The organism is Armatimonadota bacterium, from assembly GCA_013314775.1.
Lineage (GTDB): Bacteria > Armatimonadota > Zipacnadia > Zipacnadales > JABUFB01 > JABUFB01.
In genome coordinates, this window is record JABUFB010000010.1 from 247784 (window position 1) to 271083 (window position 23300).

17 protein-coding genes are annotated in these 23300 nt (G+C 63.8%); 7 read left to right on the top strand and 10 right to left on the bottom strand.

Annotated features, from left to right (window positions below; all coding sequences use genetic code 11):
• Positions 1 to 9 precede the first annotated feature (9 nt).
• Complete coding sequence (locus HPY44_13945) at positions 10 to 756, top strand: hypothetical protein (GenBank protein NSW57110.1); 747 nt, start codon at positions 10 to 12, stop codon at positions 754 to 756.
• 69 nt (positions 757 to 825) lie between these two features.
• Here the strand turns inward: HPY44_13945 and HPY44_13950 are convergent, their stop codons facing one another.
• Both HPY44_13950 and HPY44_13955 read right to left on the bottom strand, forming a co-directional pair.
• Complete coding sequence (locus HPY44_13950; GenBank protein NSW57111.1) at positions 826 to 2799, bottom strand: hypothetical protein; 1974 nt, start codon at positions 2797 to 2799, stop codon at positions 826 to 828.
• Between the two features lie 130 nt (positions 2800 to 2929).
• Entirely contained in the window at positions 2930 to 4630 is a 1701-nt protein-coding gene (locus HPY44_13955; protein ID NSW57112.1) for an alpha-L-fucosidase, read from the bottom strand.
• Between the two features lie 199 nt (positions 4631 to 4829).
• Here HPY44_13955 and HPY44_13960 point away from each other — a divergent pair, with 199 nt between their 5' ends.
• Positions 4830 to 5729 carry a hypothetical protein gene (locus HPY44_13960; GenBank protein NSW57113.1) on the top strand — a complete coding sequence of 300 codons (900 nt, stop codon included), beginning with the start codon at positions 4830 to 4832 and terminating at the stop codon, positions 5727 to 5729.
• Positions 5730 to 5750: 21 nt separating this feature from the next.
• Here HPY44_13960 and HPY44_13965 read toward each other — a convergent pair whose 3' ends face one another.
• From HPY44_13965 to HPY44_13980, 4 genes are all read right to left on the bottom strand, one after another.
• On the bottom strand, positions 5751 to 6851 hold the full coding sequence (locus tag HPY44_13965) for a hypothetical protein (protein NSW57114.1): 1101 nt from the start codon (positions 6849 to 6851) through the stop codon (positions 5751 to 5753).
• Positions 6852 to 7077: 226 nt separating this feature from the next.
• Positions 7078 to 8574 (bottom strand): 5'-nucleotidase C-terminal domain-containing protein, encoded by a 1497-nt coding sequence (locus HPY44_13970; protein NSW57115.1) that lies wholly within the window; start codon positions 8572 to 8574, stop codon positions 7078 to 7080.
• A gap of 65 nt (positions 8575 to 8639) precedes the next feature.
• Positions 8640 to 9437, bottom strand: coding sequence for an SUMF1/EgtB/PvdO family nonheme iron enzyme (locus HPY44_13975; protein NSW57116.1), 798 nt, complete (start codon positions 9435 to 9437; stop codon positions 8640 to 8642).
• Between the two features lie 173 nt (positions 9438 to 9610).
• Complete coding sequence (locus HPY44_13980; GenBank protein NSW57117.1) at positions 9611 to 10273, bottom strand: DUF1559 domain-containing protein; 663 nt, start codon at positions 10271 to 10273, stop codon at positions 9611 to 9613.
• Between the two features lie 251 nt (positions 10274 to 10524).
• Here HPY44_13980 and HPY44_13985 point away from each other — a divergent pair, with 251 nt between their 5' ends.
• The gene (locus HPY44_13985; GenBank protein ID NSW57118.1) at positions 10525 to 12210 is read left to right on the top strand and encodes a glycoside hydrolase family 99-like domain-containing protein; all 1686 of its coding nucleotides are present in this window, start codon (positions 10525 to 10527) and stop codon (positions 12208 to 12210) included.
• 172 nt (positions 12211 to 12382) lie between these two features.
• Here the strand turns inward: HPY44_13985 and HPY44_13990 are convergent, their stop codons facing one another.
• Together HPY44_13990 and HPY44_13995 are read right to left on the bottom strand one after the other, a co-directional pair.
• Positions 12383 to 13480, bottom strand: coding sequence for a hypothetical protein (locus HPY44_13990; protein NSW57119.1), 1098 nt, complete (start codon positions 13478 to 13480; stop codon positions 12383 to 12385).
• A gap of 23 nt (positions 13481 to 13503) precedes the next feature.
• Positions 13504 to 14595, bottom strand: a complete 1092-nt coding sequence (locus tag HPY44_13995; protein ID NSW57120.1) for a hypothetical protein — start codon at positions 14593 to 14595, stop codon at positions 13504 to 13506.
• Between HPY44_13995 and HPY44_14000 the strand changes: the two genes are divergently transcribed.
• A complete protein-coding gene (locus HPY44_14000; GenBank protein ID NSW57121.1) occupies positions 14588 to 14680 on the top strand; it encodes a hypothetical protein in 93 nt (30 codons plus the stop codon). The genes HPY44_13995 and HPY44_14000 overlap by 8 nt on opposite strands.
• A gap of 85 nt (positions 14681 to 14765) precedes the next feature.
• Here the strand turns inward: HPY44_14000 and HPY44_14005 are convergent, their stop codons facing one another.
• Positions 14766 to 15899 (bottom strand): hypothetical protein, encoded by a 1134-nt coding sequence (locus HPY44_14005; protein NSW57122.1) that lies wholly within the window; start codon positions 15897 to 15899, stop codon positions 14766 to 14768.
• 17 nt (positions 15900 to 15916) lie between these two features.
• On the bottom strand, positions 15917 to 18688 hold the full coding sequence (locus tag HPY44_14010) for a hypothetical protein (GenBank protein NSW57123.1): 2772 nt from the start codon (positions 18686 to 18688) through the stop codon (positions 15917 to 15919).
• A 665-nt stretch (positions 18689 to 19353) separates the two neighbouring features.
• Between HPY44_14010 and HPY44_14015 the strand changes: the two genes are divergently transcribed.
• The 3 genes from HPY44_14015 to HPY44_14025 all read left to right on the top strand — a co-directional run bounded on the left by HPY44_14015 (position 19354) and on the right by HPY44_14025 (position 23279).
• Positions 19354 to 20310: a hypothetical protein gene (locus HPY44_14015; GenBank protein ID NSW57124.1), complete on the top strand. Its 957-nt coding sequence runs from the start codon at positions 19354 to 19356 to the stop codon at positions 20308 to 20310.
• A gap of 64 nt (positions 20311 to 20374) precedes the next feature.
• Entirely contained in the window at positions 20375 to 21289 is a 915-nt protein-coding gene (locus HPY44_14020; protein NSW57125.1) for a hypothetical protein, read from the top strand.
• A gap of 607 nt (positions 21290 to 21896) precedes the next feature.
• On the top strand, positions 21897 to 23279 hold the full coding sequence (locus HPY44_14025; protein NSW57126.1) for a neutral/alkaline non-lysosomal ceramidase N-terminal domain-containing protein: 1383 nt from the start codon (positions 21897 to 21899) through the stop codon (positions 23277 to 23279).
• Positions 23280 to 23300 lie beyond the last annotated feature (21 nt).

Below are 23300 nucleotides of genomic sequence, written 5' to 3' on the forward strand. Positions count from 1 at the left end.
AAGGGAACCATGATGAGGAAGCTCGTGGCCGCACTGTTACTGTTGACGCTCATTGCTACGCTGGCACTGGCTGCGGAGCCGGAGATCATCACCGAGAACGGCAAGCGCATTGCTGTACACGAAGGGAGGCGTATTGGGCTGAACTTCGATTCAAACATGCAACAGTTCGCGAAGTACGACGCCCAACACCCCGAACCCACCGGAATCGTCTTCGTGGGAAGCTCGAGTTTCGTCGGCTGGAAAACGGTGACGGAGGACATGGCCCCGCTGCCCGTGGTCAACCGGGCATTCGGGGGTTCGAACAGCGCACAACTGTGGTACTACGCGGACCGCGCCGTGGTGGCACGCAGGCCGAAGCTCGTGGTGGTATACATCGGCGACAATGACATGCCCGCGAGCACAGTGACTGTGGAAAACTACATCAAGTACGTGACCCTTTTCATCGAACGCGTCCGCGCTTCGCTGCCCGCGACCCGGTTCATTTTCGTGTCCAACAAGCCCAGCCCATCGCGCTGGAAGCTGTGGGACAAGTACCTGGCCGCAAACGCCGCGCTCAAGGCCCTCTGCGAGGCGGACCCGAAGTTGCGCTATGTGGACATCACCCACACGCTTCTTGACGGAGACGGCCAGGTGATTGCAGACCGCTTCCTGCCCGACATGCTCCACGTGAAGCCCGAAGTCTATGTGGATTGGACCGCCGCGATTCGGCCAGTGGTTGAAGAGGTTTGGAGCTCGCTTCAGACCCCGGGGCAGTAGAGCGGAACGCCTCGGAGACGGGCGAGCGTCCCGCGCTTCACCCGTCCCCGGTTGAGTCCTGGCCGGCCCTCAGTTCGCCGGGGCCACTCGCACCCGGTAAAGCACCTTGTCCCGCACCCCCAGGTACTCCAGCGTCCCATCGGGACGGTACTTTGGCGGGCCGTCGCCCGGGATCCAGCTGTACGCCGGGCCCTGCACGCCGTCCACGACCATGAAGCTCTGGTCGCCGTTCTCGGCGATGTATGCAAACCGCTTTCCGTCGGCGCTGAAACCCTCGGAGACATGATAACTGAAGGGTCCGCGCAGGCTCTCATAGAGCGGCTGAGTGACGCCGTCGAGGATGATCGCCATCTGCTCGCCAAACTTGCCGATGCAGGCGGCATGCTTACCGGATGCGTCAAACCACGGGCTCTGGGCGAGGGCGTCACACTCGGGCCACTCAACGCCGTCCACGACGGCCACCCACTTGTCTCCTTTCTTCGCCCCGTAACAGATGCGCGCGCCGTCCGCGGACCTGTTGATGTCCCCCACCTCCTCATACCATGCGCCCTGCCGGCCATTCGCCCAGACGCACTGCTTCTCGCCGTCGGTGAAGACCGCGGCGACCATCACCGGACCGTTGTCTTCCGACCAATCCGTCTCCACGAAGACCTGATCGTGCTCCGGCATTGCCTCACCCTTGAGCACGAGGCGATCTTTCGGCCCCACGCGACCCACATACGTGGGCGCGCTGCTCCCGGGCAGAAAAAGGGGAACGGACACTACGATATCATCATACTCTGGCCCCTCGACGCCATCCACCACAACGACCGCCTTGCCATTGCGCTTCGCGGCCCAAGCAACGTGTGCGCCGTCGTCGCTGAAATCCAGTGCGAAGGACTTCTCGTGATATACGAAGTCCTCATAGGCCGGGCTCTCCGTCCCGTCCAGCAGCACGTGCCATTTTTCTTCCTTGCGCACGATGTAGGCAACGCGGCCATTTGAGCTGATGGTCGGGGAACTATAGTGGACCTCCTGGTACGGCCCGAACTCGGCGCCGCCTACCACGACTTTCCACTGCTCTCCATCGCGCGCGGCATACGTCAGCTTCCCGCCCGGGGTGACAACAGGCGTCATGGCCATGATCTCGTCGAACAGCGGACCCGGCTGTTCGCCGGTGAAGACCGCCCATTTCTCGCCGAGCTTGCCCACTGTGACCGGGTCGCTCTGGGGAGTAGCCCGGATCATGTAGTCCCCGATTTCATCCGCCGCAACTGTCGCCTGCCCATTCACGTACACCCGCCAGAAGCCTTCCGTCTTGGCCCGGAAAACCAGTCTGCCCTGTGGATCGATCTCCGGCGAGAAAGGGGCCACTTCCTCGTAGGGCCCGAGCTCTGTCCCCTTGGCCCAAAGGAACCACTGTTCGCCCCTGCGCCCGGCGTAGGTGAAGCCCTGGGCGGCCTGATGGTAGATGATTCCCGCAACTTCGTCCCATGCCGGGCCTGCCGCGCCGTCCACGGTGACCGTCCACTTGTCGCCGGACCGCGCTGCATAGGCAAGGTGCATCCCGTCGTCGGTAACCACCGGGTCCGCGATCTGGTCCCACTCCGCACCCGCAGTCCCGTCAACGATAGGCACCAGCTTCGCCCCGTGCCACCCGATAGCCCAGACGCGCTTGCCTTCGGCGAGGAAAGTGGGCCCGAACAAGGCATCATAGGGCTCGCTTGTCGTCGCGTCGATCACCGCGAAGTGCTGCCCTCCCTGCCACGCTCCGAGACACACATCTGCCGCAATCCTGCCCCCCGTTGGGCTGAGTACCGGGTGGCCTTTGGCGATGTCGTCATACGCCGGCCCTTCGACACCGTTGAACCAGACATGCACTTTCCCGTCCCGGGAGGATACCCCCGCGATGTTCCACCCGTCGCTGTCCACCCTCGCCTGCCCGATAAAGGTCTCAGGGAGGGGCCCGAGCCTAGTCTCCTGGTGAACCGGCTCTCCCTGTGCCAGGGCAGCGAACGACGCCCAGATCCCCACCATCAGCAGGTCCAGCATCGCTCTGCGCACCTTGCATCCTCCTCTCAGTATCGCAACCCGCATCGAGACTGTCCGCAGCTCGGGACTGCACCCGGCGTTCGGGCTCTCGGTCACACATTGGCTCTCGGCAGGCCAGAATCCTTGCGCTGAGCCCTGCAGGCTACTCGGCAACCGGTTTCAGCACAACAGACCGCAGGTTCATCAGCGCCAGGCCCGGCTTGCGCAGGCCTCGCACCATCGCATTGAACACTCCCGGGTCATTGAGCCGTATGCCACCGAGGCTTACAGTGCGATAGTTCGTCCAGCTTCCAGTGACCTCGGTCCTGCCCACCACCGCCTGGTTCCCGATAACCACCACGTACTCGCTGTCCCCGCTGTTAGTGTCGCAGGCGTAAGTCACCTCGACCTCAAATGCCCCCGGCTTGTCCACCCGCACCTGCCATTGCGCGAAGTCATTCACATTGGTCCAGAAGCCAATGTTCAGGTCTTTCTGTCCCTCCAGCTTCGCATTTTCGCCGACGATCTCGGCGTCCGCCGCATTGAGCCGGATCGTCCCGTCCTTTTCCTGCACCAGTGTCGCCGCCAACGGCTCCACAGTCCCGGACACTTCGGCCACCACCACCGTGTCGATGGGGTCCGGTGCGGTCGCTGGAAGCTGGATAGCGCAGCCGCGATCGGAGCTGCTCACGGTCAGCACCTTGCCCGTCTCGGCCAGCAGGTATGCTCGCGAAACCGTGGCCGACATGGGTACATTCAGCACACCGTCGGTCGGCCAGTGGAACACGTGCAGATAAAGCTTGCCCGGTTTCGTGGTGCACCGGCCCCAGGGCAGCTTCTTGAAGGGTCCGGCGTTCGTGGCGTAGATCGATTCGCCGTTGGCCTCGAGCCACTTGCCGATTGCTGCGAGACGCGCCACACTGGGTTGTGGGATGAGCCCCTCGGCGGTCGGCCCGACATTCAGCAGGTAGTTCCCGCCTTTGCTGGCAATGTCCACCAGATTGCGCAGGAGCGTCTCCACTGACTTCCAGTTGTTGTCGTAGGACTTGTAGCCCCACGTGTCATTCATCGTCATGCACGTCTCCCAGTCCCTGTCCTTGTAGCCCGTGGCCGGGATGTGCTGTTCAGGGGTCTCGATGTCGCCGCCGTATCCCCCACCCAGCCGGTTGTTGGTGATGATCCCCGGCTGCAGCTTGAGCAGGGGCAGAAACTCCCGGGCGCGCTCCGGGGTCATACCTGTGGGAGTGTCCCACCACAGTACCCCCAGCGGTCCGTAGTTCGAGAGGAGCTCCCGCACCTGGGGAACCGCGATCTTGCGGATGTACTCGTCCATATCTCCGTCCTGCGCCGGGTCCCAGTGACCGCCGGCCGCTGCCCCGCCCGGATGATGCCAGTCCTGGGCCTCCGAGTAGTAGAAACCCAGCTTCATGCCCTGCCTGCGGCACGCTTCGGCCAGTTCCGCGAGAGGGTCGCGCTTGAAAGGTGTGGCGTCGTAGATGTTGAACGGGCTCGCGGCCGACTTGAACATCGCGAATCCGTCGTGGTGCTTCGCGGTGATGATGATGTACTTCATCCCGGCGTTTTTCGCGATCGACACCCACTCATCCGCATTGAACTTCACGGGGTTGAATTGCCCGGCAAGCTCGGCGTAGTCCTTCACCGGGATCTTCGCCTGGTGCATAATCCATTCGCCGATGCCGCCGATCTGCTTCCCGTTCCAAGTTCCCGCCGGAACCGCGTACAGTCCCCAGTGGATGAACATCCCGAACCGGGCCTCGCGCCACCACTTCATCCGTGCGTCCTTCTGTTCGCGCGTCTCTTCCTGCGCCGCTGCGGGCAGCGCTATCACGAACGCCGCGAGCATGCAGACCGCAATCGTCAGGATCATTTCGCCACGCACTCTGGACATGGAACCGGCCTCCTGATGTGTGCAAGTGGGCTTTCTACATGTGAGGAGTTCACCGCGCACGGCGTGCTTCCTGCTTGATGGGCCACCGACGTGGGAGGCAGGCCTGCCGGGCAGGGCGAAATGCGCGCTCCAGCCCGCGAACGGAGGGATCGCCTTGAACCGGAGCTATTGGACCTGCGCCCTGGAACTCAACGAGCAGCGCAATGTGACAGCCGGCAGCACAGTTGCCCTCTTGGATGCGATCCGTCGCGGCGCCGACTTGCGCATCGGCACCACCTTCCGTCACAATGAGCACATCGATACCAGCTCGGACTGCCCGGAATTGATCCGCGAGGTGGCGGAGTTCGGCGCAACCTACCTTGTAGATGACCGCTGGGCCGCAGGTGTCATGACCCTCCGGCAGCCCATTGAGTTGCCTGTGGGCTTCGGGCCACGACCGTCGATGTCCTTCTTTCTGTACAACCAGGACGGTCGGCAGGCTATCGCACGCCCGTTTCTCGACGGGGCGGAGTGCAGTTCCGTCACCGGTCGCTCCCCCGACCAGCCCCCGGCGAACATGCCGCGCTATCATGTGCTGGACACCTGGGATACGGGAGCAAACGCGCCCTGTCACAATTTCATCTTCGACTTCGGTGTGTTCCGATACATGGTCCGCGACGACTGGACGGAGCTTTACAGCCATGATGCGCAGGGGACCGTGCGCTCTGGCTCACTCGAGGTGCTCACGGAGGCCTTCTTCGACGGGTGCGCCCTGAAAATCGCGGTGAGTGGGATCTGCGATGATCTGTCCGTAGATAGCGCACTGACGCATGAGCTCATTGTGCAGGCAGGGCCGGGCTACCACTATACCGACAGGAACCTGTTCATGGTTGGGTCACATCCCCTGGTGCGGGTGCGGCCTGCGATCCCGATGCGCTATGAGTCGCGGGCCTGGGATTTCGGCTGGATCATGGCGCGTACCGACGGTCACGTAGTATACCGCCGCTGTGACCCCTACACGCTGAAGTTCGACGACCGCGTCATGCGCTGTGGGATGCGCTGGTTCGTGCGCTGAACCGCACATCCCGGTAGTTCGCTAACGCCTTCCCAGGTATTTGAGGAGTTCCAGCGCGATCAGGTGGTTCCCCTCAACAGTCAAGTGTACGCCATCCGAGGTGAACAGCTTCCGTTTCTCGGGATGGGTCCGGGTCGGCTCATAGACGTCCACGTAGTCGCAACCGTTCTCCTGCGCCACTTTGCGCGCTAGCGCGTTGAACTGCTCTAGCATCTCTGGCTTGCCGAACAGCGATGCCGTCCCTCGTGATGCAAGGAGCTGCTCCGCCAAGGGCAGGGTGATCTCGTAGACGGAGGATGTCGATGACATCACCGTCACCGGTGCCCCGGTCAGGCTCTTCAGGCGCTGGACCACCTTGGCATATGTGGTCTCGAAATCCTCGAGGGAAACCATCGGCAGCGTGAACCCGGATGCGCTGGTGAGTTTGCTGTCATTGTGCCCCAGGAAAATGAAGATGCGCGTAGGCGGCGGGTCGAACAGCCCGTCGTAGGCGTCGAGGCGGTACGCCTTCGGGCTCTCGTTCAGCCTCTGCCAGACACGGATGATGAAATCCCCTCCCACTCCTGCGTTCCTGAAGCTGAACTGCCCGCCGCAGGTCTTCTGCAGCCAGTAAGCCACCTGGTCCACGTAGTTGAACCCGCGGGAGAAGTCGGTGAGACTGTCGCCGAGGAACAGGTAATGCGCCGGGAGAGTGCCCGGGCTCGCTTGCTGAGCGGCAGCATTGAATTCATCCCACTTCTTGCGTGGCAGCACATCGACATACGCAGTTCCGTTGGCCGAGAGCTCGCTGCTGAGCAGAGTGAGCTTCCACAGACCTGTCGGAAGACCCGTGGTGTCAAAGGAATAATCTGCAGTGCCCCGCTCATCCAGCCTGATCCATGCTGTCTTGCTCGCAGTGCCACTCCTGGCGGACATGGACACGACCACGTTCGCCGCCGAACCAAGTTGTGATCCCGCGACGACCTTCAGAACCGCCTTCTCCTCGGCCGGGCAGGCACTGTATGCCGGCGTGGCTGAGAACCCTCCCGGGTAAAGCACGCCGGTCTCGGTTCCCGCTCCACCGCACCCGATCATCGCCAGCATCAGCACGGCGCCAAGGACAAGCATCGTGCAGGCTCGCATCGTTCTCATTCCCCGCAGTGGCCGCGAATCCGTGAATCGGCCCATTCAGCCTTGGTTAGCTGACTGTGATTTCGGCGGCGGTCGGGCACGGTCCTGCATCGCCGGGGGGAATGGACCAATCCGCGGCGAAGCTGCCCCGCGCCACTATAGGCAACCGGGCGACCATCATGTCCTCAGCCGGCAACACGCCGCGAGCTCTGCTTCGGGGAGCATTGCCGCCTGGAGCCTACTTGATCACAATTCTCCCCTCAATTGCCGGGCTCACTGTCCCGCGTTCCTTGAGGGTATCGATCACGATCGCGTTGTCGGTGAACCCCAGGTACACCGGCTCCTCGCCCTCGGTCATGACCTCGTACCCGTCCCCGCCCTGCAGCAGAAACTCGGGAGCCGCAAGTGTATACGTGGCGCTGCGGTCCAGCGGCTTGTCCCCCACCATCACGGACTCCAGCGCCTTGCCGTCGATCACAAGGCTCACCCCGGACACCTGGAAGAACCCGCCGGCGGGACGCTCCAGACTTGCCGACCGCTCCAGGGCCCGCCAGAGCTGGTCCCCGGAGACGCGCTTGGTGGCAATGCGGTTGCTGAAGGGTACCGCCTTGAGTACCGAGCCAACCGTGATCGGCCCGGCGGGAATGGATGCGCGAATGCCGCCGGCGTTCACGAGGCAGACATCCGCCCGAGTGTACTCACGCAGCAGGTCGCAGATCAGGTTGCCCAGATTGGTCTCCCGGCTGCGCAGGTTGTCCCGCTCGCCGTCCAGGTCCACCATGGTCCTGGCGATCACCTCCCCCAGCCGCTCCTCGAGCTTCTCCGCGTACGCGTCCACAACCGCCTTGACCTCCGGGTCTTGGGGCACGGCGTCATTCATCTCACGCAGGAATCCGCGGTGTTTCGCCACGTCCCCATCGCGAACCAGCATATCAAGTTGCCCCAGATACCGCCCGTAGCTCCCGGCCTGGCAGATGAGGGTCTTGCCCACTCGCACGGGCCGTTCCAGCACGGTATGGCTGTGGGCGCCGATGATCACATCAAGCTCCGGGCAGGCCGCCGCGAGCTTGAGGTCCTCCTCATAGCCGAGGTGACTGAGCGCGACCAGGAATTCCGCCTGTCCACCGATCTCAACCAGCAGCCTGCGGCATTCCTCGATGGGGTCGGCAAAACGCAGTCCGGCCACGTTTTTCGGGAGCGTCTCCACCGCGGTATCCTTGGACGTCAAGCCAATGATGGCGCATTGGGTCCCGTCAGGCAGGGGCAGGAGGGCCCAGGGGTTCACGAGGCGCTGCCCGTCGGCCTCGCGGTAGATATTGGCCGACAGGATTCCGAACTCGGCCATGCCCGCGATGCGATGGAAGTTGTCCTGGCCAAAATCGAACTCGTGGTTGCCCACGCACATGAGGTCCAGGTCCATGAGGTTCAGGCATTTCACATCCGGCTCGCCCCGATAAATCATGGACATGGGTGTGCCCTGGAGTATGTCCCCTGCCTCCACGAAGAGCGTGGCGTTGCCGTGATCACGGTTCCACCGCTGGACCCCATCCGCAGCCGTAGCAATGCGCGCGATGCCCCCCACCGTCTCGTCGCCGCTTTTCACCGGCTCCAGGTATCCATGGAAATCATTGAAGTGCAGGATGGTGAAGTAGCAGTCGGCCCCTGCCGAGCTGATGACTGTAAGCAGAGCCAGCAAGGGCGCCAGACGACGACTCAGTCTGGTCGTTGGGTGCATGCCTGGTGGCCTCCATGGTCTCGGATCACGCCGGGAACAACGAGGTATTGTTCAGAGCCGCCTCGTTACTCCACGTCCCTAGCGCAGCGGAATCCGAGGTAGGCATGAGCGAAGTCGGGCTCGGGCCTGAAGCGGTACGTCGTCGTGGCGATATGCGGCTCCCCGGTCCAGCTGCCTCCCCTGGCAACTCTCCTGCCCTCGGTCGCCGGATCTTCCCGCCCATCGTCGGCGGCATACGGGTAGGGCTTGAACAGGCTGCTGGTCCATTCCCAGGCGTTACCGGCCATATCCAGGCAGCCGAAGGGTGAAGCGCCGGCGGGCTTCTCCCCCACGGGACCGATGGCGTCCTGCCCGAAACGCATGCGCCCGTAGTCCAATCCCGCGCCCCAGGGGAACTTCCGCGCGTCGGTGCCCCGAGCGGCTTTCTCCCACTCGGCCTCGGTGGGCAGGCGCTTGCCGGCCCATTGCGCGTAGGCCCGCGCGCCGTACCAGGTCACATTGGTCATCGGGAATCGCTCCCTGCCCGGCTTTGGCCGCCATTCACCATTCACCTGCTCGACGGGTGAATAGGCCGGCATGCCCAGGAATTCCCGTCCCTGATCATCGGCCGTGCGCTTCGCCTCATTCAGGAACCCTGCATATTCAGCAACGGTCACCTCGAGGCGGTCGATAAGGAAGGCCGGGAGGCTGACGGTGTGCACCGGTCGCTCCATCGCATCCTCATCGATGGCCTTGCCTTCGCTGCCCATGGTGAACTCCCCCGCAGGAACAAGCACCATTCCTTCGGGGACATTCGGCTGTCCGAAGCAAGGAAGCGCAAGAAGCAAGACACTTGCAGCCAGCGATCCGTGATAGGCCCACATGTGGATACACTCCCCTGGCGACAGATCGGTACTGTATTAGGGTGTTCCTCCTGGCGGCGGCGGTTTCCTGCGCGGGATGCCGGGGAATGGACTTCCCGGAATCAACTCAGCCGCGGCAGGCGCCGCGGCTGAGAGATGTGCGGGCAGGACCCGTTTCCGGGCATTGCGCGGCCTTAGCGGGTCTTATTCCAGTAAGCGGCCACGTTCCTGTCAGCGTCGCCACCTTTGTACCACTTGGCATGGCCGTCGGCGAGACAGACGTTGAACCCGTCATTGTGGCGGGTCAGGTCGACCCCGTCAGGCCGGATTCCACAGGGCCGGGCATAGCACGCAGCGCCGCCACCGATGACCGAGTTATTCTGGGCGCACCAGCGACTGGATGCCCACGCGTCAAAGATCATAAAAGTCTCCGCGGGATGCGTAATGCCCCCTATGGAAGCATTGAACTGGCCGCGGACGCCAGGCATCAGGGCAATGTTGGCAGAGTAGCTGACTGGTCCGAGAGACGGGGATGTCGGGTCATTGCCGGGAGACCCATCGGACGGGCAGACGAAGATCTGGTTGTTTTTCACGTAGCTCAGCATCGCATGGCGCCAGGAATACAGCGGCCACTGGTTGGGCTCGGTTACCCACTGGTATGAGGCGGGGAGCCGCTCGTCCCAGTCCTGCGCGTACATCAGCAGCCCAAGGCCGATCTGCTTCGCGTTTGACAGACAACTTGACTGCCGGGCCTTCTCGCGAGCACGGGCGAACACGGGAAAGAGGATTGCGGCAAGGATCGCGATGATCGCGATGACGACGAGCAATTCGATCAGTGTGAAACCACTTCTGCGCATGTTGCGTCTCCTTTGTGAAACATGGATGGCCCGCGTAACACGGTTGAGAATTAAAAGTTCCACAATTATCATACCAAATCCTTCGTCGTCTCGAACTTTTTTCTGCGCAGGCGTTCCCCGCGCCGGTCGTGTCACACAACTGGCATCTCCTCGACCAGGGCCGCAGGTCCTGGAGCCTCGCATACGGAAAGGTGCCCGGTCACTTGCCCGGGACGGCGAACTCTTACGCTCTGAGAGTCCTGGAGGCCGCCATGAACCTGCTCTGCACGGTGCTGACCGCCCTGTGTTTCCCTGTACTCGCCGCCGATTACCCGGTTCCTGAACCACGTCCGGTCAAGACTGACGTCCAGGTGGGCGCCTATATATTCCCCGGCTGGAGCGCCGGACGGGGAGACAGCTACGGTGAGTGGAAGCTCATCGCGAAATTCGCCCACCCGCGCCCGATTCTCGGCTTCTACGATGATTCTCTGCCCGAAGTGGCCGACTGGCACATCAACTGGGCGCTGGAGGCGGGCATCTCCTGGTTCGCCTTCGACTGGTACTGGAACAGCGGCGAGAAGCACCTGCACGGGGCCCTGGAGAGTGGCTTCCTGAACGCGCGGTACAATGAGCGGATGAAGTTCGCAATCCACTGGTGCAACCACGATGTTGGCGGCTGGGCGCCGGTGGACAACAGCGCGGCGGGCATTGAGACCATGCTGCGATACTGCGCGGACAACTACTTCACCAGGCCCAACTACCTGAAAATCGGCGACCGCCCCGTATTCATGATCTGGAATATCGACACGGTGCTTGAGGCCAATGGCGGTCCGAATGGGTTCAAGACGGACCTCCTGCCCCGGCTCAACGCCATCTGCCACGAGAAAGGCCTGGGGGACCTGTTCTTGGTGCTGGTCCACAATGCTCCGGAACGGGTGCGAGACATTCCGGTGGGCGACGCCTTCACCGGATACAGCTACGCCGCGCTCACTACCCAGACGGTCTTCAGCAGGCCCGGCAGTGCCCCGTATTCCGAACTCGTGGAGGCCCTCCCGAATCACTGGAAGCGCCTGCATTCGGGACCCAAGCCCTTCATCACCTCCACCCAGTCGGGCTGGGATGACATGCCGCGCACTCTCGGATGGGGCAACGACACCCGCTGGGCACGCACTGACAACACAGCGGACCTGTTCGAGCAGACCCTCCGCGACGGCAAGGCGCAGGTGAAGCCTGACTTGCCGCTGTTTATCATCGAAGCCTGGAACGAGTGGGGCGAGGGTTCGTTCATCGAGCCCAGCAAGGAGTTCGGGTTTGGGCATCTCGACGCGATTCGCCGGGTATTCGCCCCGGGTGCAGGCCCCAATGACTGGGCGCGGCCAACGCCGGAACAGGTGGACTCATACAGCATCCTGCAGGGCGAGACACTCGCGGCAGCCCGTGCCCGGGAGCTCGAGCCTGACCCGACCCCAACCGTGGTTGAGCGCAAGATGGACCTGACCGCGGACCCCGAGACGCTCCCCGGGGAGGTGGTGGCCGAATGGCGCTTCGATAGCGAGGAGACCGCGCAGGCCATCCAGCCCCGGATGCACGTGGAGTTACAGGGCATTCGCGACGGGAGAGCGGTGTTCAGGATCACCGGCGGCGACCCGCAGTTGTGGCTCGAAGGTGGCTGGCCGCAGGCGGGGAACAAGGTTGCCGTGGCCTTCCGAGTGCGCAGCTCCCAGGCCAACTGGCGCTGGGCTGAGCTTTTCTGGGCCGGTGAGGGGCAGACATTCGTGGGCGAACGCGGCCACAAGCATGACTGGCAGGCCGACGGTGAGCCGCACACCTATGTGCTCAGCTTCCGGCCGGGGCATGAGCCGCAGGGGTTCTTGAAAGCCTTCCGCATCGACCCGCCGTGGGGAACGGACTACGAGATCGAACTTGAGTGGATCAAGGTGCTGAGGTTGGGGGAGTGATGGGCGAAGCCACTCTATCGCATGCGGCTGGCCGCGTGCCGTAGCCTTCCAGCCCCCCAGGGGCGATAGCGCTTTGCCCCTCCATGGTGGGGGCTTACGGACCAGAGCCGAAGGACGAGCCGCTGCCGACACCGGGTGGCCCACCCCACTAGCGATCGGGTGCCGCTGGCCTTCAGCCCCCCTCGTTCCTCAACTCCCCCACCGCCTCCACCATCGCCCGGAAGTTCTCCGGGGGTATCGGCGGGTTGATCTCGCTGGATGAGGCCACGAACATTCCGCCGGTCTCCAGCGCCCGGGTCTCGAGGATGTGCCGGCGCACCTCGGCGCGCACCTGGTCCGGCGTGCCCCGTTCCATGAGGTCAACGCCGTCCACGCCGCCCGACCAGACCATCTCCGGCCACTCCTGCTTCAGCCCCACGATCTCCATGCCCACTCCTGGCTCCAGGCAGTAGAACCCGTCCACGCCGCAGGCGATGAGGTCCGGGATCGCCTTGCGGTAGTTGCCGTCGCTGTGGTAGAGCACCTTGACCCCGGCCTCGTGCCAGGCGGCGGCGGCCTGCTCAATGTACGGGAAATGGTGCCGCCGCAGGAACTCCGGCGGGAAGATGGGGCCCTGCTTGGTCGCGAAGTCTTCGGCGATAAGGATTACCGGAGACAGCGCGGGGTCCGCCACCGCCTTCACCCACTCCACCTGCCGCGGGCCGCTCACCTGCATGTAACGTTCGAACACTTCCGGGTCATCGTGAGTGAGGTAGGCGAAAAGCTCCAGGCCCATGGTGTCGAAGGCCGCGCAGAAACCGGTGTCGTGATAGCGCAGGATCACGGTCTCGCCGATGCGCGCCTGCAGGTCGGTCATGAACCGCCGGTGCTCTTCTCGGGCGGCGGTGGGGTCATCCGGGGAGTTCTCGAGGGAGTGTGTGCGCCTCATCAGCCACTGACGCGCGCCGTCCACGTCCGAAAAGGGCTTGCTGACCCGCCAGGTGGTCCAGTTGTCGTTCTGGTAGACGAATCCGTCCGCAGTGGTGTACCGATCCGTCCCCCTCGGCGCAACCGGGGGCATGATCAGGTCCGTGGTCTGCCGGATGACCGCGCAGATATCCTCCACGGTGTACTCGAACCCGGTGATCTCCTTACCCGTCCAGTCCGCGATGACTCGCGGGTTGTAGCTGAGTTGCTCCAGGATGGGCACGCGGTCAACGGGCTGCAGGTTGAGAGCAGCCTCGACGCGCTGGCGCTTGGTCATGACGTCGGTGGCGAAAAGGCGCTCCATCCCGGGAGACTCCTCTTCCGTCTTCAGTATAGCGTCGCGTTCATCTCGGTGCCCACCCGCGGGGGCCGGCCGTCCGCCAGTTTCCCGCCTGGACTCTCGTACAGGTACAGAGCATTGCCGGTCATGGTGGTGAGGGCAAGGTATATGGGCCCGTCGCTGGTGAGATGCAAAGGCACGCAGTCCCGGATCTCGTCGCCCTCGGCCACTTCCAGGCGCTCGATGACCTCCCCCTGCCCGTTGTAGATCAGGGGCTCGTATGCGACCACGATCTCGTCCAGGCCGTCGCCGTTCCAGTCCAGCAGGTCGTGGTGGCGGCCGTCCTTCGTCACGATCTCAGTCAGGACGTCGCCCTCCGCATCCAGCACCCAGAGCGGATAAGGTTCCGGGGAGGGCACATACAGGTCCACGAGAATCTGCTTCTCGGGCAGGTTTGGGAAGACCCGGCCAATGTCCATTGACTCGAAGTGGTGCCCGCTCAGGCCCCAGATGCGACGGCCCAGACCGTCGATGACCTCAATGCGACCCGACCCGCAAAAAGTGACTGCGAGGCGGAAATCCCGCGGTCGATCCCCGGCCTTCAGGACCCGCACCGCGTCCACATGCCCGGGCTCGTCCTTGGGTGCGGTCACCAGCCAGCGCCGAGTGCCGTCGGGGTTGAGCATAGCGTGCCCGGCCATGACGCAGTGCCGCCCAGTACCGTCCAGGTCCACGGGATACGCCTGGTGCGCGGTGAGGTATCCACCGGGCTTCTCCAGCGTCCAGAGCAGGTCCCAGTCGTGGCTGTAGGCCCACAGTTGGGTGTACCGGGTCTTGAGCAGGACATCCGGCCGGGAGCCACCGCTGAGATTGCAGAAGGTGATGCAGTCGGTGGCATCCTCAGGCAGCGGCAGCCTGCGCAGTTCCCTGCCCGTAGTCCCCTCCAGCACTACCAGCGCGCCCTGGGTGGCGAGAATCACTTCCGGGCGCCCATCGCCGTCCCAGTCAAACACCTGGCAGGGCACGTCATGCCACAGTTCGCCGCTGCCGCTTCCGGGGGCACCCCATGTCCAGAGAACCTCGCCATCGAGGTTCTGCACTGCCACCGCGCAGGTGTAGTGGTGATCTGACTTGCCCACCCAGTACTGCACCGACCGCGCGGTCACGATCTCCGCCCGGCCGTCGCCGTCCAGGTCGCCCGAGACGAACCAGCTTCCCGCGTGATTCGGGTCCAACTCGATGCGCTTCCACGGCTCCATCCCACAGCACCTCGGTTGCGGCTGTCCTGCGCGGCGACCCGGACGGTCGCTCAGGCGCCGACCTCCCGCCAGAACTGGTAGCCCGGGCAGTCCACGAACCGCCACGGACATTGGGCCGGTAAGCCACCGGCAAGCCCCCTGTCGATCAAGGCGAGCGAAAGCGAGCGGAACCAGGTGGGAAACATCCCGCCCTGGGCAGCCCCGGAAGCAAGTTGCGGGTGCCCGTATTCGAAGGCACGGTGACGCATGAACTGGAAGCCGCCGTCGGAGGTACGGTTCTCAAGCACCGCCGGCGTTGCCGTGCGCAAGGCGGCCAACACCTCATCCCGCCGGTAGTCCGTGAGCCGGCTCATACGCGCGAGAGGGTCGATCGAGTCAATGTCTTCGCATGCGCTGCCGTCATACGGGTTAGCGGAATTGTGTACGCCCCAGCCGAAACTGCCCCGGGGATTCTGGGTCGCAAGCACCGTGTCCACCGCCCGCTCGATGTGCGGGATAGGCCGGCGGTCGTAGAAGTACAGCGGCCACCAGTGGTACGCCGCCTGCACCGCATGGGACCGCGCCACCGGGTCGCTCACGTCCAGGCTGCCCCAGACGCCCGTCTCCGGGTTGAGGTGATGGTCGTCAAGCCAGTCCAGGAGAAATGCCACCGCTCTGCCCGCCCGGGAATCATTGTGGAAATCCCGGGCATACTGCAGGAGCGTGCCCACGTTCATAATCTCATTGCCTGTCCAGGCCACGCGGGCGCCGAAATCCCGGGACCCAAGCCACGACTCAAGGGCATCGAGCCGCGAGAAATCGTCCACCAGCGCGAACGGACGGCTCGCCACGGCGTCCAGGGCGGTGAGGGCGATGATCGCGTGACACGTGAGATGGGCACGACCACACCAGAGCGGGTCATCGGCGTACCAGCCCTGGCCGAAGATCACCGGATCGCGGAACAGGCCGTCCTGGTCCTGGTAGCTGCAGATGGTTCCGGCCCACCGTCCCCGAAATCCCCCGTCCTGACTGTCAATCGCGCCGAACAGGCCCAGTGTCATCACCGCATAGCAGGTGCTGTAAAGGGTGGGCTGGGTGGCCGCGTGAGAGTACCGGAAGCTGAACTGGTCTACACGACAGCTCCCCACGAAGTCCAGCACTTCGCGCCGCAGGTCATCCCACACGTAGCCCCGATCGCTGTCCACACGTTTCTCCCGTTGAATCACTGCGCTTTGATGACAAATCGCCCGGGCTCGATGTTCCACCCGTCCAGCGCGACCTCGATCTCGCCTGCGGGGAGATTCGGCAATCTCGCGACGATCTCGCGGGTTTCCCCCGGCAGGAGCGAGAAGAAGTTGTCGGTCCAGTAGACCGGGAGCACCTCTTCCCCACTGGCGGCATCCACCAGTCGCACCCGGATGAAGAACGCCAAAGCGACCTCGGGGTTACTCACACTCACCCGCACCCGGGCGTCACCGTTCTCCTCCGGGAGCTGTCGCGCCCTGGCCCCCAGAGAGACTTTCGGCATGTCGGACAGCTCCGGAAAGCAGGGCGTTTCCCTTGGCAGGAACAGCGGCTTGTTGGCGGGCATCTTCAGCATGTCGCCGCAGTATACTTGCTCGTATTCATCCTGACGCGGGGACAGCCAGTAGAAATTGTCCGCCGCGAGAGTTCCGTCCGCGCGCCATAGTTCCAGCTTCACGAAATACACCGGCACCTGGGCGAACGCGGGGGGCAGGGCGAAGGAGAAGGTCTCAAGCGCACTGTTAGCGGGGCAGCTCACGTTCGCGGATTCCTCGCGCAGCACATTCAGGTCCAGGTCGAACATGACCGCGCGCAGGTGCAGGCCATCGGCATCGTGCAGGCTGTTATTGATGACGCTGACAATGCTGTCCAGCGGGCAGAGCTGAACCGCAAGCGCCGCACAGGCCTTGCGCACCGCGAAGAGGCTCACCATGGGCCGCAGGAACCAGTCGTAGAATTGCCACTGCACGTCCGGGAACCCGCTGTTGATCTTCCACTCGCCGAACCCGCTGGTAATGTCCCACATCCGGTGATGGACCGCTTCGTAAAACCCCCGGTGCTGGTCGTACGTGACCAGGTGCGCCTTCCAGACGTAGTCCTGAAGATCCTTCGGCTCGCCATATAACAGGCGCAGGCCGCGGTCGAACCATTCAAAGTACGAGTTGGCACCGTAGTGCGCCCAGGCTTCATCCAGCGGCCATTTCGGGTCGTCCCCCGGATTCGCCCCGAGCTCCGAAAGATGGGGCATGAACTTGACCAGGCTCTCCACCGGCGGCACGGATGCGGCGCCGCTCTCGATCATGAACATCCAGTTGCGGTGTTCGCGGACCAGCGTGTAGTACGCCGCCGGCAGCTGCCAGCCGTAGGTCTTCGGCATGTAGTCGTTGCAGCCCACCGGCAGCTCGCGAGAGAACCACTCGGGCACATCGGTCCGATACCAGGGGAAAGACCCGGAGGGGATCAGCCGCCGGGTGTCATCGTGTGCCAGGACCGTCCGCCGCCACATTTCGTAGATGTCCTCGCACGTTTCCCCCTCATTCTGCGCCATGTGGATGATGAGGGACGGATGGTTCCGGTACCGCTTCGCGATGTCCACCGTGCAGGCCTCCAGCACGGCGCGATCCACATCCCAGGGCCGGTTGTACTGGAGCCAGTAGCAGTCATAGAAGCAGGTCCAAAACATGAGCCCATGCCTGTCGCACAGGTCCAGGAACCAGTCTGGAGGGTTGGGGATGTCTTCGAAAACCACGTAGTTCTGGTTGGCCTCGGCCAGGTAACGCAGCTCGGCATCCACACGCTCCGGGCTCCAGTCGAACATCATCTCGGGCTGAATGTACCCGCCCCTTTGAAAAATACGCTTGCCGTTCACATAGAGCCTGAGTCCCTCCGCGCCGTCCAGTTCGTGCAGGGCCCAGTCGAGGCGGCGGATGCCGAAGGGGCTGGTCACCCGAGCGGAAAGGTCGTCGCCTGCCCGGAACTCCAGACGCAGCTCATACATCGGCTGGTCGCCGTAGGTGTTCGGCCACCACAGATGGGGATTGCCGATGCACAGGTCTGGTGCGTCCGTGTGAGCAAGTGTGATGATCTTCGTCTCGTGACTCATCAGGGTGACGCTGCGCGAGAAGCGCCCCACGGTCTGTCCGCGGGGATCGAGGATGGTACCCTCCAGGACGCCACTCACCACGCGATCAGAGGCGTTGACCAGCTCGGCCGACACGGTCAACCGTGCGCAATCGAAGGACGGCAAGTCCAGGTCGGTGCGCACGAACGGGTCTCGCAGGTCCACCGGGCCGGTGACCTCGATCTCCACCTCCTGCACCAGTCCCATGTTGCGGTCGGGCACGGTCGGGAAGCAGTCGTAGCCGATGGTCATGACCTCGGTGATGTCCCGACAGATTTCCTTGATGAAATTGCGCACCGGACCGTAGACTTCCAACTGCGTATCGGGGTCGCCAGGGTGATCCACCGGGTGAATCAGGATGGCCAGGGCATTGCGGCCCGGTTGCGCGGCAGCGGTGATGTCCAGCCGGAAGCGCCGGAACATCCCCACAAGCTGATCGTGTCCGGCGATGTGCACCCCGTTCAGCCAGACGTCGGCCCGGTAGTTGATGCAGTTGAGGGTGAGCCAGACCCGGCCGTCAGCGGGCAGTGCATCGAGATCGAACTCGGCGCGGTACCACCAGGGGTCGCGCCAGGGATTACGGCCATCCGGGAGGTGGCTGTACTGTGCGAGGTCGTGGTCGGCGTTGAACAGGTCAGAGGAATCCGGCACGCGGAAGGCATTTGGCCAGATGCGCGGATCAGGATACGTGCCATCCTTCACCAGGGCCAGCAGGACGGTGCTCGGGACCTCCACCGAATGCCAGCCGGGTAGTTCGGCCCCGACGGTGGAGAGCGCCTCGCCGTCTCGGGTGTCGAGGAACGAAGTCTGCAGCCGCCAGGGCTGGGACAGTGCGATGATGCGATCCATGCGCGACCACTCCAGTCAGGCGAGAATTGCCTGTATGCGGGACACCGGCCGCCCCACGACAGGAATGGGCGGGTATTCTCCTTACGCTTACCTGTTCACCTGCATGGCGCGTGGAGAATCTGGCGCGGGGGAGCAACGGCAATGTATGGAGGGAATCAGGCCGCGCGGGGGGAAACTGCGGGGAAGACTGGGCGGCGCGCCGTTGATGGGTGACGGCAGTAAATCGCACGGCGCCTCGGGCGTTTCGAGAAGGCTCCTCCACCGGCTGAGCCTGTGAGCCGTTTGTCTTGTCCCTGCCCGTCGAGGCTCAGGGCGATGGACCGCCGAATCCACGGGATGGGTTCCGCCTCGCTCCACTCCCCCCGTGGCAATAGGCTGCCGCCCGCTCCGCAGACTGGAGACAACGGCGCAACAGCCGTCCGCCGTTGACTTGATCCATCATCGAGAGCGAAGCGACCACCTGCGGTCGCCGCATCGAGCTGAGGTAGCTGAGCGCCGTCCAATCGCACGCAGAAAGCGTGATCCTGATGACCTTCGCGGACAGAGCCCTCCACGGACACGCATTCCACCGGAGCGCGCTCTCGCTTTGCATAGTATTGCTCACTATGGCGATGGTAGTCCCTGCAGCCGCGGACCTCGCTTGGAAGGCCGTCTGGGTGTGGTCGATGCCCAACAAGACGGATCAGGACATGGCCTGCATGGCTCAGGCAGCCCAGAGCCTGGGGTTCAACACCATACTTGCACTGCCGCCGCGAGACCGAATCCCGGCACTCATCGAGGAATGTCACCAGCGCGGGATATCGCTCTACCTGTCCACGGTCTTTAGCGGCGGCGACGCATCCTGGCGGCAGGTGATGACCCCGGAGGAGGAAGCCCGGGCGAAGCTGCCCTTCGGCATTGACTATCAGATCGGAGGCCAGCCCGTGTCAGCCGATGAATTGCTGCAGTCTCCTCTGCCCTGTTGGAATCGTCCCGAAGTGCGTGAGATGGGCGCGAGGAAAGTGCTCGACCTGGCCTCCCTGGGCGCGGATGGCCTCGCGTTCGACTGCATCGGCTATCGCAACTACACTCGTTGCCACTGCCCGGTCTGCGAAGAGAAGCTGGCTGAATATCGCGCCGAACACCCGGAAATGGACGCCAAAACTGCGGAGGCGCGCTGGGCCGAAGAGGTGTTGGTACACTTCAACAACGAGATGGCCGCAGTTGCCAGAGAGGCGAAGCCGGGCATCAAGCTCACCACCCACGTCTACCCTGTCTTCCTGCCCAATCCCTACTATGGGTACCGGCTGAACTTGGACTACACCGGCGAGACGGTCTCGTGGTTCTTCCGCCCACACTGGTCCCTGGACACCGTGCGGGAGCGTGCCCAGGGAATCGTCAGCAGGCAGGGCACAGTCTGGCCCCGGCAGACGGCCGCGCCCTTCGTGGCCTTCGATGCACGGAAACACCGGGATTACCGGTCGGCGCGTCGCATTCGGCAGGAACTGCGCCTCGTCAAGGACAGTGGGGCAAAGGCACTGCAGATGGCGGAACTCGGGTACATCCTGCAGTATCCAGGAGTTGCCCGCGCGGTTGCCCGTGAACTGAGTGGGGACTTCCAAGCCCAAGGAGACAGCAACTGACGAACCCAAGACGCACGGGGACTGTCATACTCACAAACGGGTGGGGACGAGGAGCGATGGGTAGTTGAAAAGGAAGCCGACTTCACCCACACTCACACCCGCGGCGGCCGGAGTTCTGCTGGCTGTTGTCGCACTCACAGGTGCCGGTCCACTCTCTGCCTGTGACACCCCCGTCTTCGAGTACGCCCTCTACCACTGGACGGCGGACTCATACACTGTGGTCTATCTCAGCGACAGGCCGGAAGTCGGCCCGGACCGCAAGGCCAACGGCTACCTGGAGAAGATGGGGAGCCTGGAGGACGGGTTCGCGAACGTGCGCCTGGTCCGTCTGAACCCGAAGCAGTTGCCCGAGACCACTCCGCCTGATCTGCGCGAAGCAGTGGAGCGCCACGCGCAGGCTTCTCTCCCGCTGCACCTCGTGTATACCCCGCGCGGAGACGAGATCCACGCGGGGCGGCTGTCCCCGGAGGATGCTCGGGCGCTTGTGGAGTCGCCGCTGCGAAAGCAGATCGCCGACATGCTCGTCGAAGAGCGCAAACAGGGCGTGTTGCTCTTGCTCTCGGGCGAGGATGCGGATGCCAACGCAAGCGCCCGGCAGGCGGCGCTGCAGGCCATCGAGACCGCGAAACAGTTTGACGTGAACCCGGGCTTTCTGGAGATCGACGCCGGCACACCCGAAGAGAAGTGGCTGGTGAAGCAGCTCAGGGCGCTTCCGGTGGAGGAGAGCGCCCAGAGCGCCCCGCTGCTGTTTGGGTGTTTTGGGCGGGGGCACGTGGAGGGTCCGGTTCCTGCCGCCGGCGGCACCGTCGATCCGGCCCTCATGCTCCTCGACTTCATGTCCGGACCGTGCACTTGCGTCGTGAAAGAAGCGGGCATGGGCCTGGACCTGCTGATACGCCGCAACTGGGACGCATCCTTGCCCGCCGGGGGACCGCCGGAACTGCGGCCCATGGAACCCGGTGGCTACATCGCATTCTGAACCCCGATGACGAGGCACCGGCAGCGTGTGCCGACACTACCCGGTCTTGCTCGTGCTCCCATTCGCTCTCGGCTCCGCGCTCTGTGCTCTGCACAAATGTTGTTGCATTGGGCCGTGCGTCTGGGTGTGATGGCCGTGGAGGCTTTGACGACCAGCAGGTCGTCTCTGTCTCCTTTTTGGTTTCTGGATACCGCTCATCGCGTGCCCGCAGGTCATCCAGGTGCTTGATGCTCCATACCACCCTTTCGTTTGAGGACCTCGCGGCGGGCAGGGTCGCTGGTCGTCTACCGCGGGCCCCGATTCGTCTTGTGGAAGCCGTGCCCCAGCTCCAGGTCGGTCCAACCGGAGGCGGCGGCGTGGATGACGAGCGGTAGGACCAAAAACACCGGGCGGAGATACAGACGCACAGGCATCCCGCTTCCCAAGACGGATTGGCCCGGCAAGCCCTGAAGGGCCGCAGAACCGTATGCATGGGCCAAGGTCGCCCCGGGTCTGCCCGGGTCTTCCCCGAAGGAATCCGTTAGCCGGCGAGGAAACACCCGTGTGACCGGGCTCCCAGACCACACGATTCCGCGGCGTCTAGCCCCGGCCTCTGGAGGCCTCAAGCATGTTGCCTCGTTACATCGCATTCGCGCTGATCGCCGCATCTCTCGCCCCAATTGCCGGGAGGGCTGACGACATGACCTGGCAGGTCGGCATTTCGCGCCGGGTAATCACACCCAATACCCCGGTCTGGCTTGCCGGATACGGAACGGCGCGGCCACCGGATGGGAAAATCCATGACCTTTGGGTGAAAGTCCTCGCCCTGCAGGACGGCCGGGGCAAGCGCGTGGTGCTGGCCACCACCGACCACATGGGCATGTCCAAGACCATCTACGAGAGCCTGTACTCCAAGATCGCCTCGCGCTTCGGCCTGCTGCGGTCCGAGTTCATGCTCACCTTCAGCCACAACCACTGCGGGCCGTGCCTGAAGGACGATCTCGTGGACTACTACCCCGCCGACGACGAACAGCGCAGGTTGGTGAACGAGTACTCAGACTGGATGGAGGGCGAGGTGGTGGAGGCCGTGGCCGAGGCGCTCGCTAACCTGCGCCCGGCGCGGCTCTTCTGGGGTGAGGGCAAGTGCACTTTCGCGGTGAACCGCCGCGAGAACCCGGAGGCCGAAGTGCCTGCCATGCTGGCGGCAGGCACTCCTCTGCGAGGCGCAGTTGATCACTATGTCCCGGTTCTTGCGGTGCGAGATGAGAACGGAGCGCTCCTCGCCGCCCTGTTCGGGTACGCCTGCCACCCGACCACTTTGTCCTTCAACACCTGGTGCGGCGACTACCCCGGCTTCGCGCAGGTGAATCTGGAAGCGGCTCACCCCGGATTGACAGCCATGTTCTTCAATGCCTGCGGTGGCGACCAGAACCCGATCCCCCGGCGCAAGCTGGAACTGTGCGAAAAGTATGGAAAGGAGCTGTCTGATGCAGTTGAGGAAGTGCTGGCCGGGGAGATGAAACCGATCTCGGTCGGCCTCCGCTCGGATTTCGAGTTCGTCGACCTCGACTATGAAGAGCTTGTGACGAGGGAGAAGCTCGTGCCCATTGCTGCCGGCCCGGCTTCAGTACAGGAGCGGTGGGCGAAACGGATGCTGAAGCTCATCGACCAGGGAACGGTCTTCCCCACATCGTACCCCTACCCGGTGCAGGCGTGGCGCATCGGCAAGGAGCTCATCTTCATCGGCATCGGCGGAGAAGCCGTGGTGGACTACTCCCTGCGGTTCAAGCGGGAGTTTGGGCCAGGCACCTGGGTCTGCGGGTACGCCAATGACATGGCGGCGTACATTCCCTCCCGACGGGTGTGGGAAGAGGGCGGCTACGAGGGCGGCCCGCACCTGGATGAGTACGGCCGGCCGGCGTGGCGTTGGAAGGGCGACATTGAGGACCGCATTGGCGCCAGCGTCCACCGCGTGGTTGAGCAGGTGATGCTGGAGGGTACGGGCGGTTAGCGGGACTCATCCGGCCCGTCC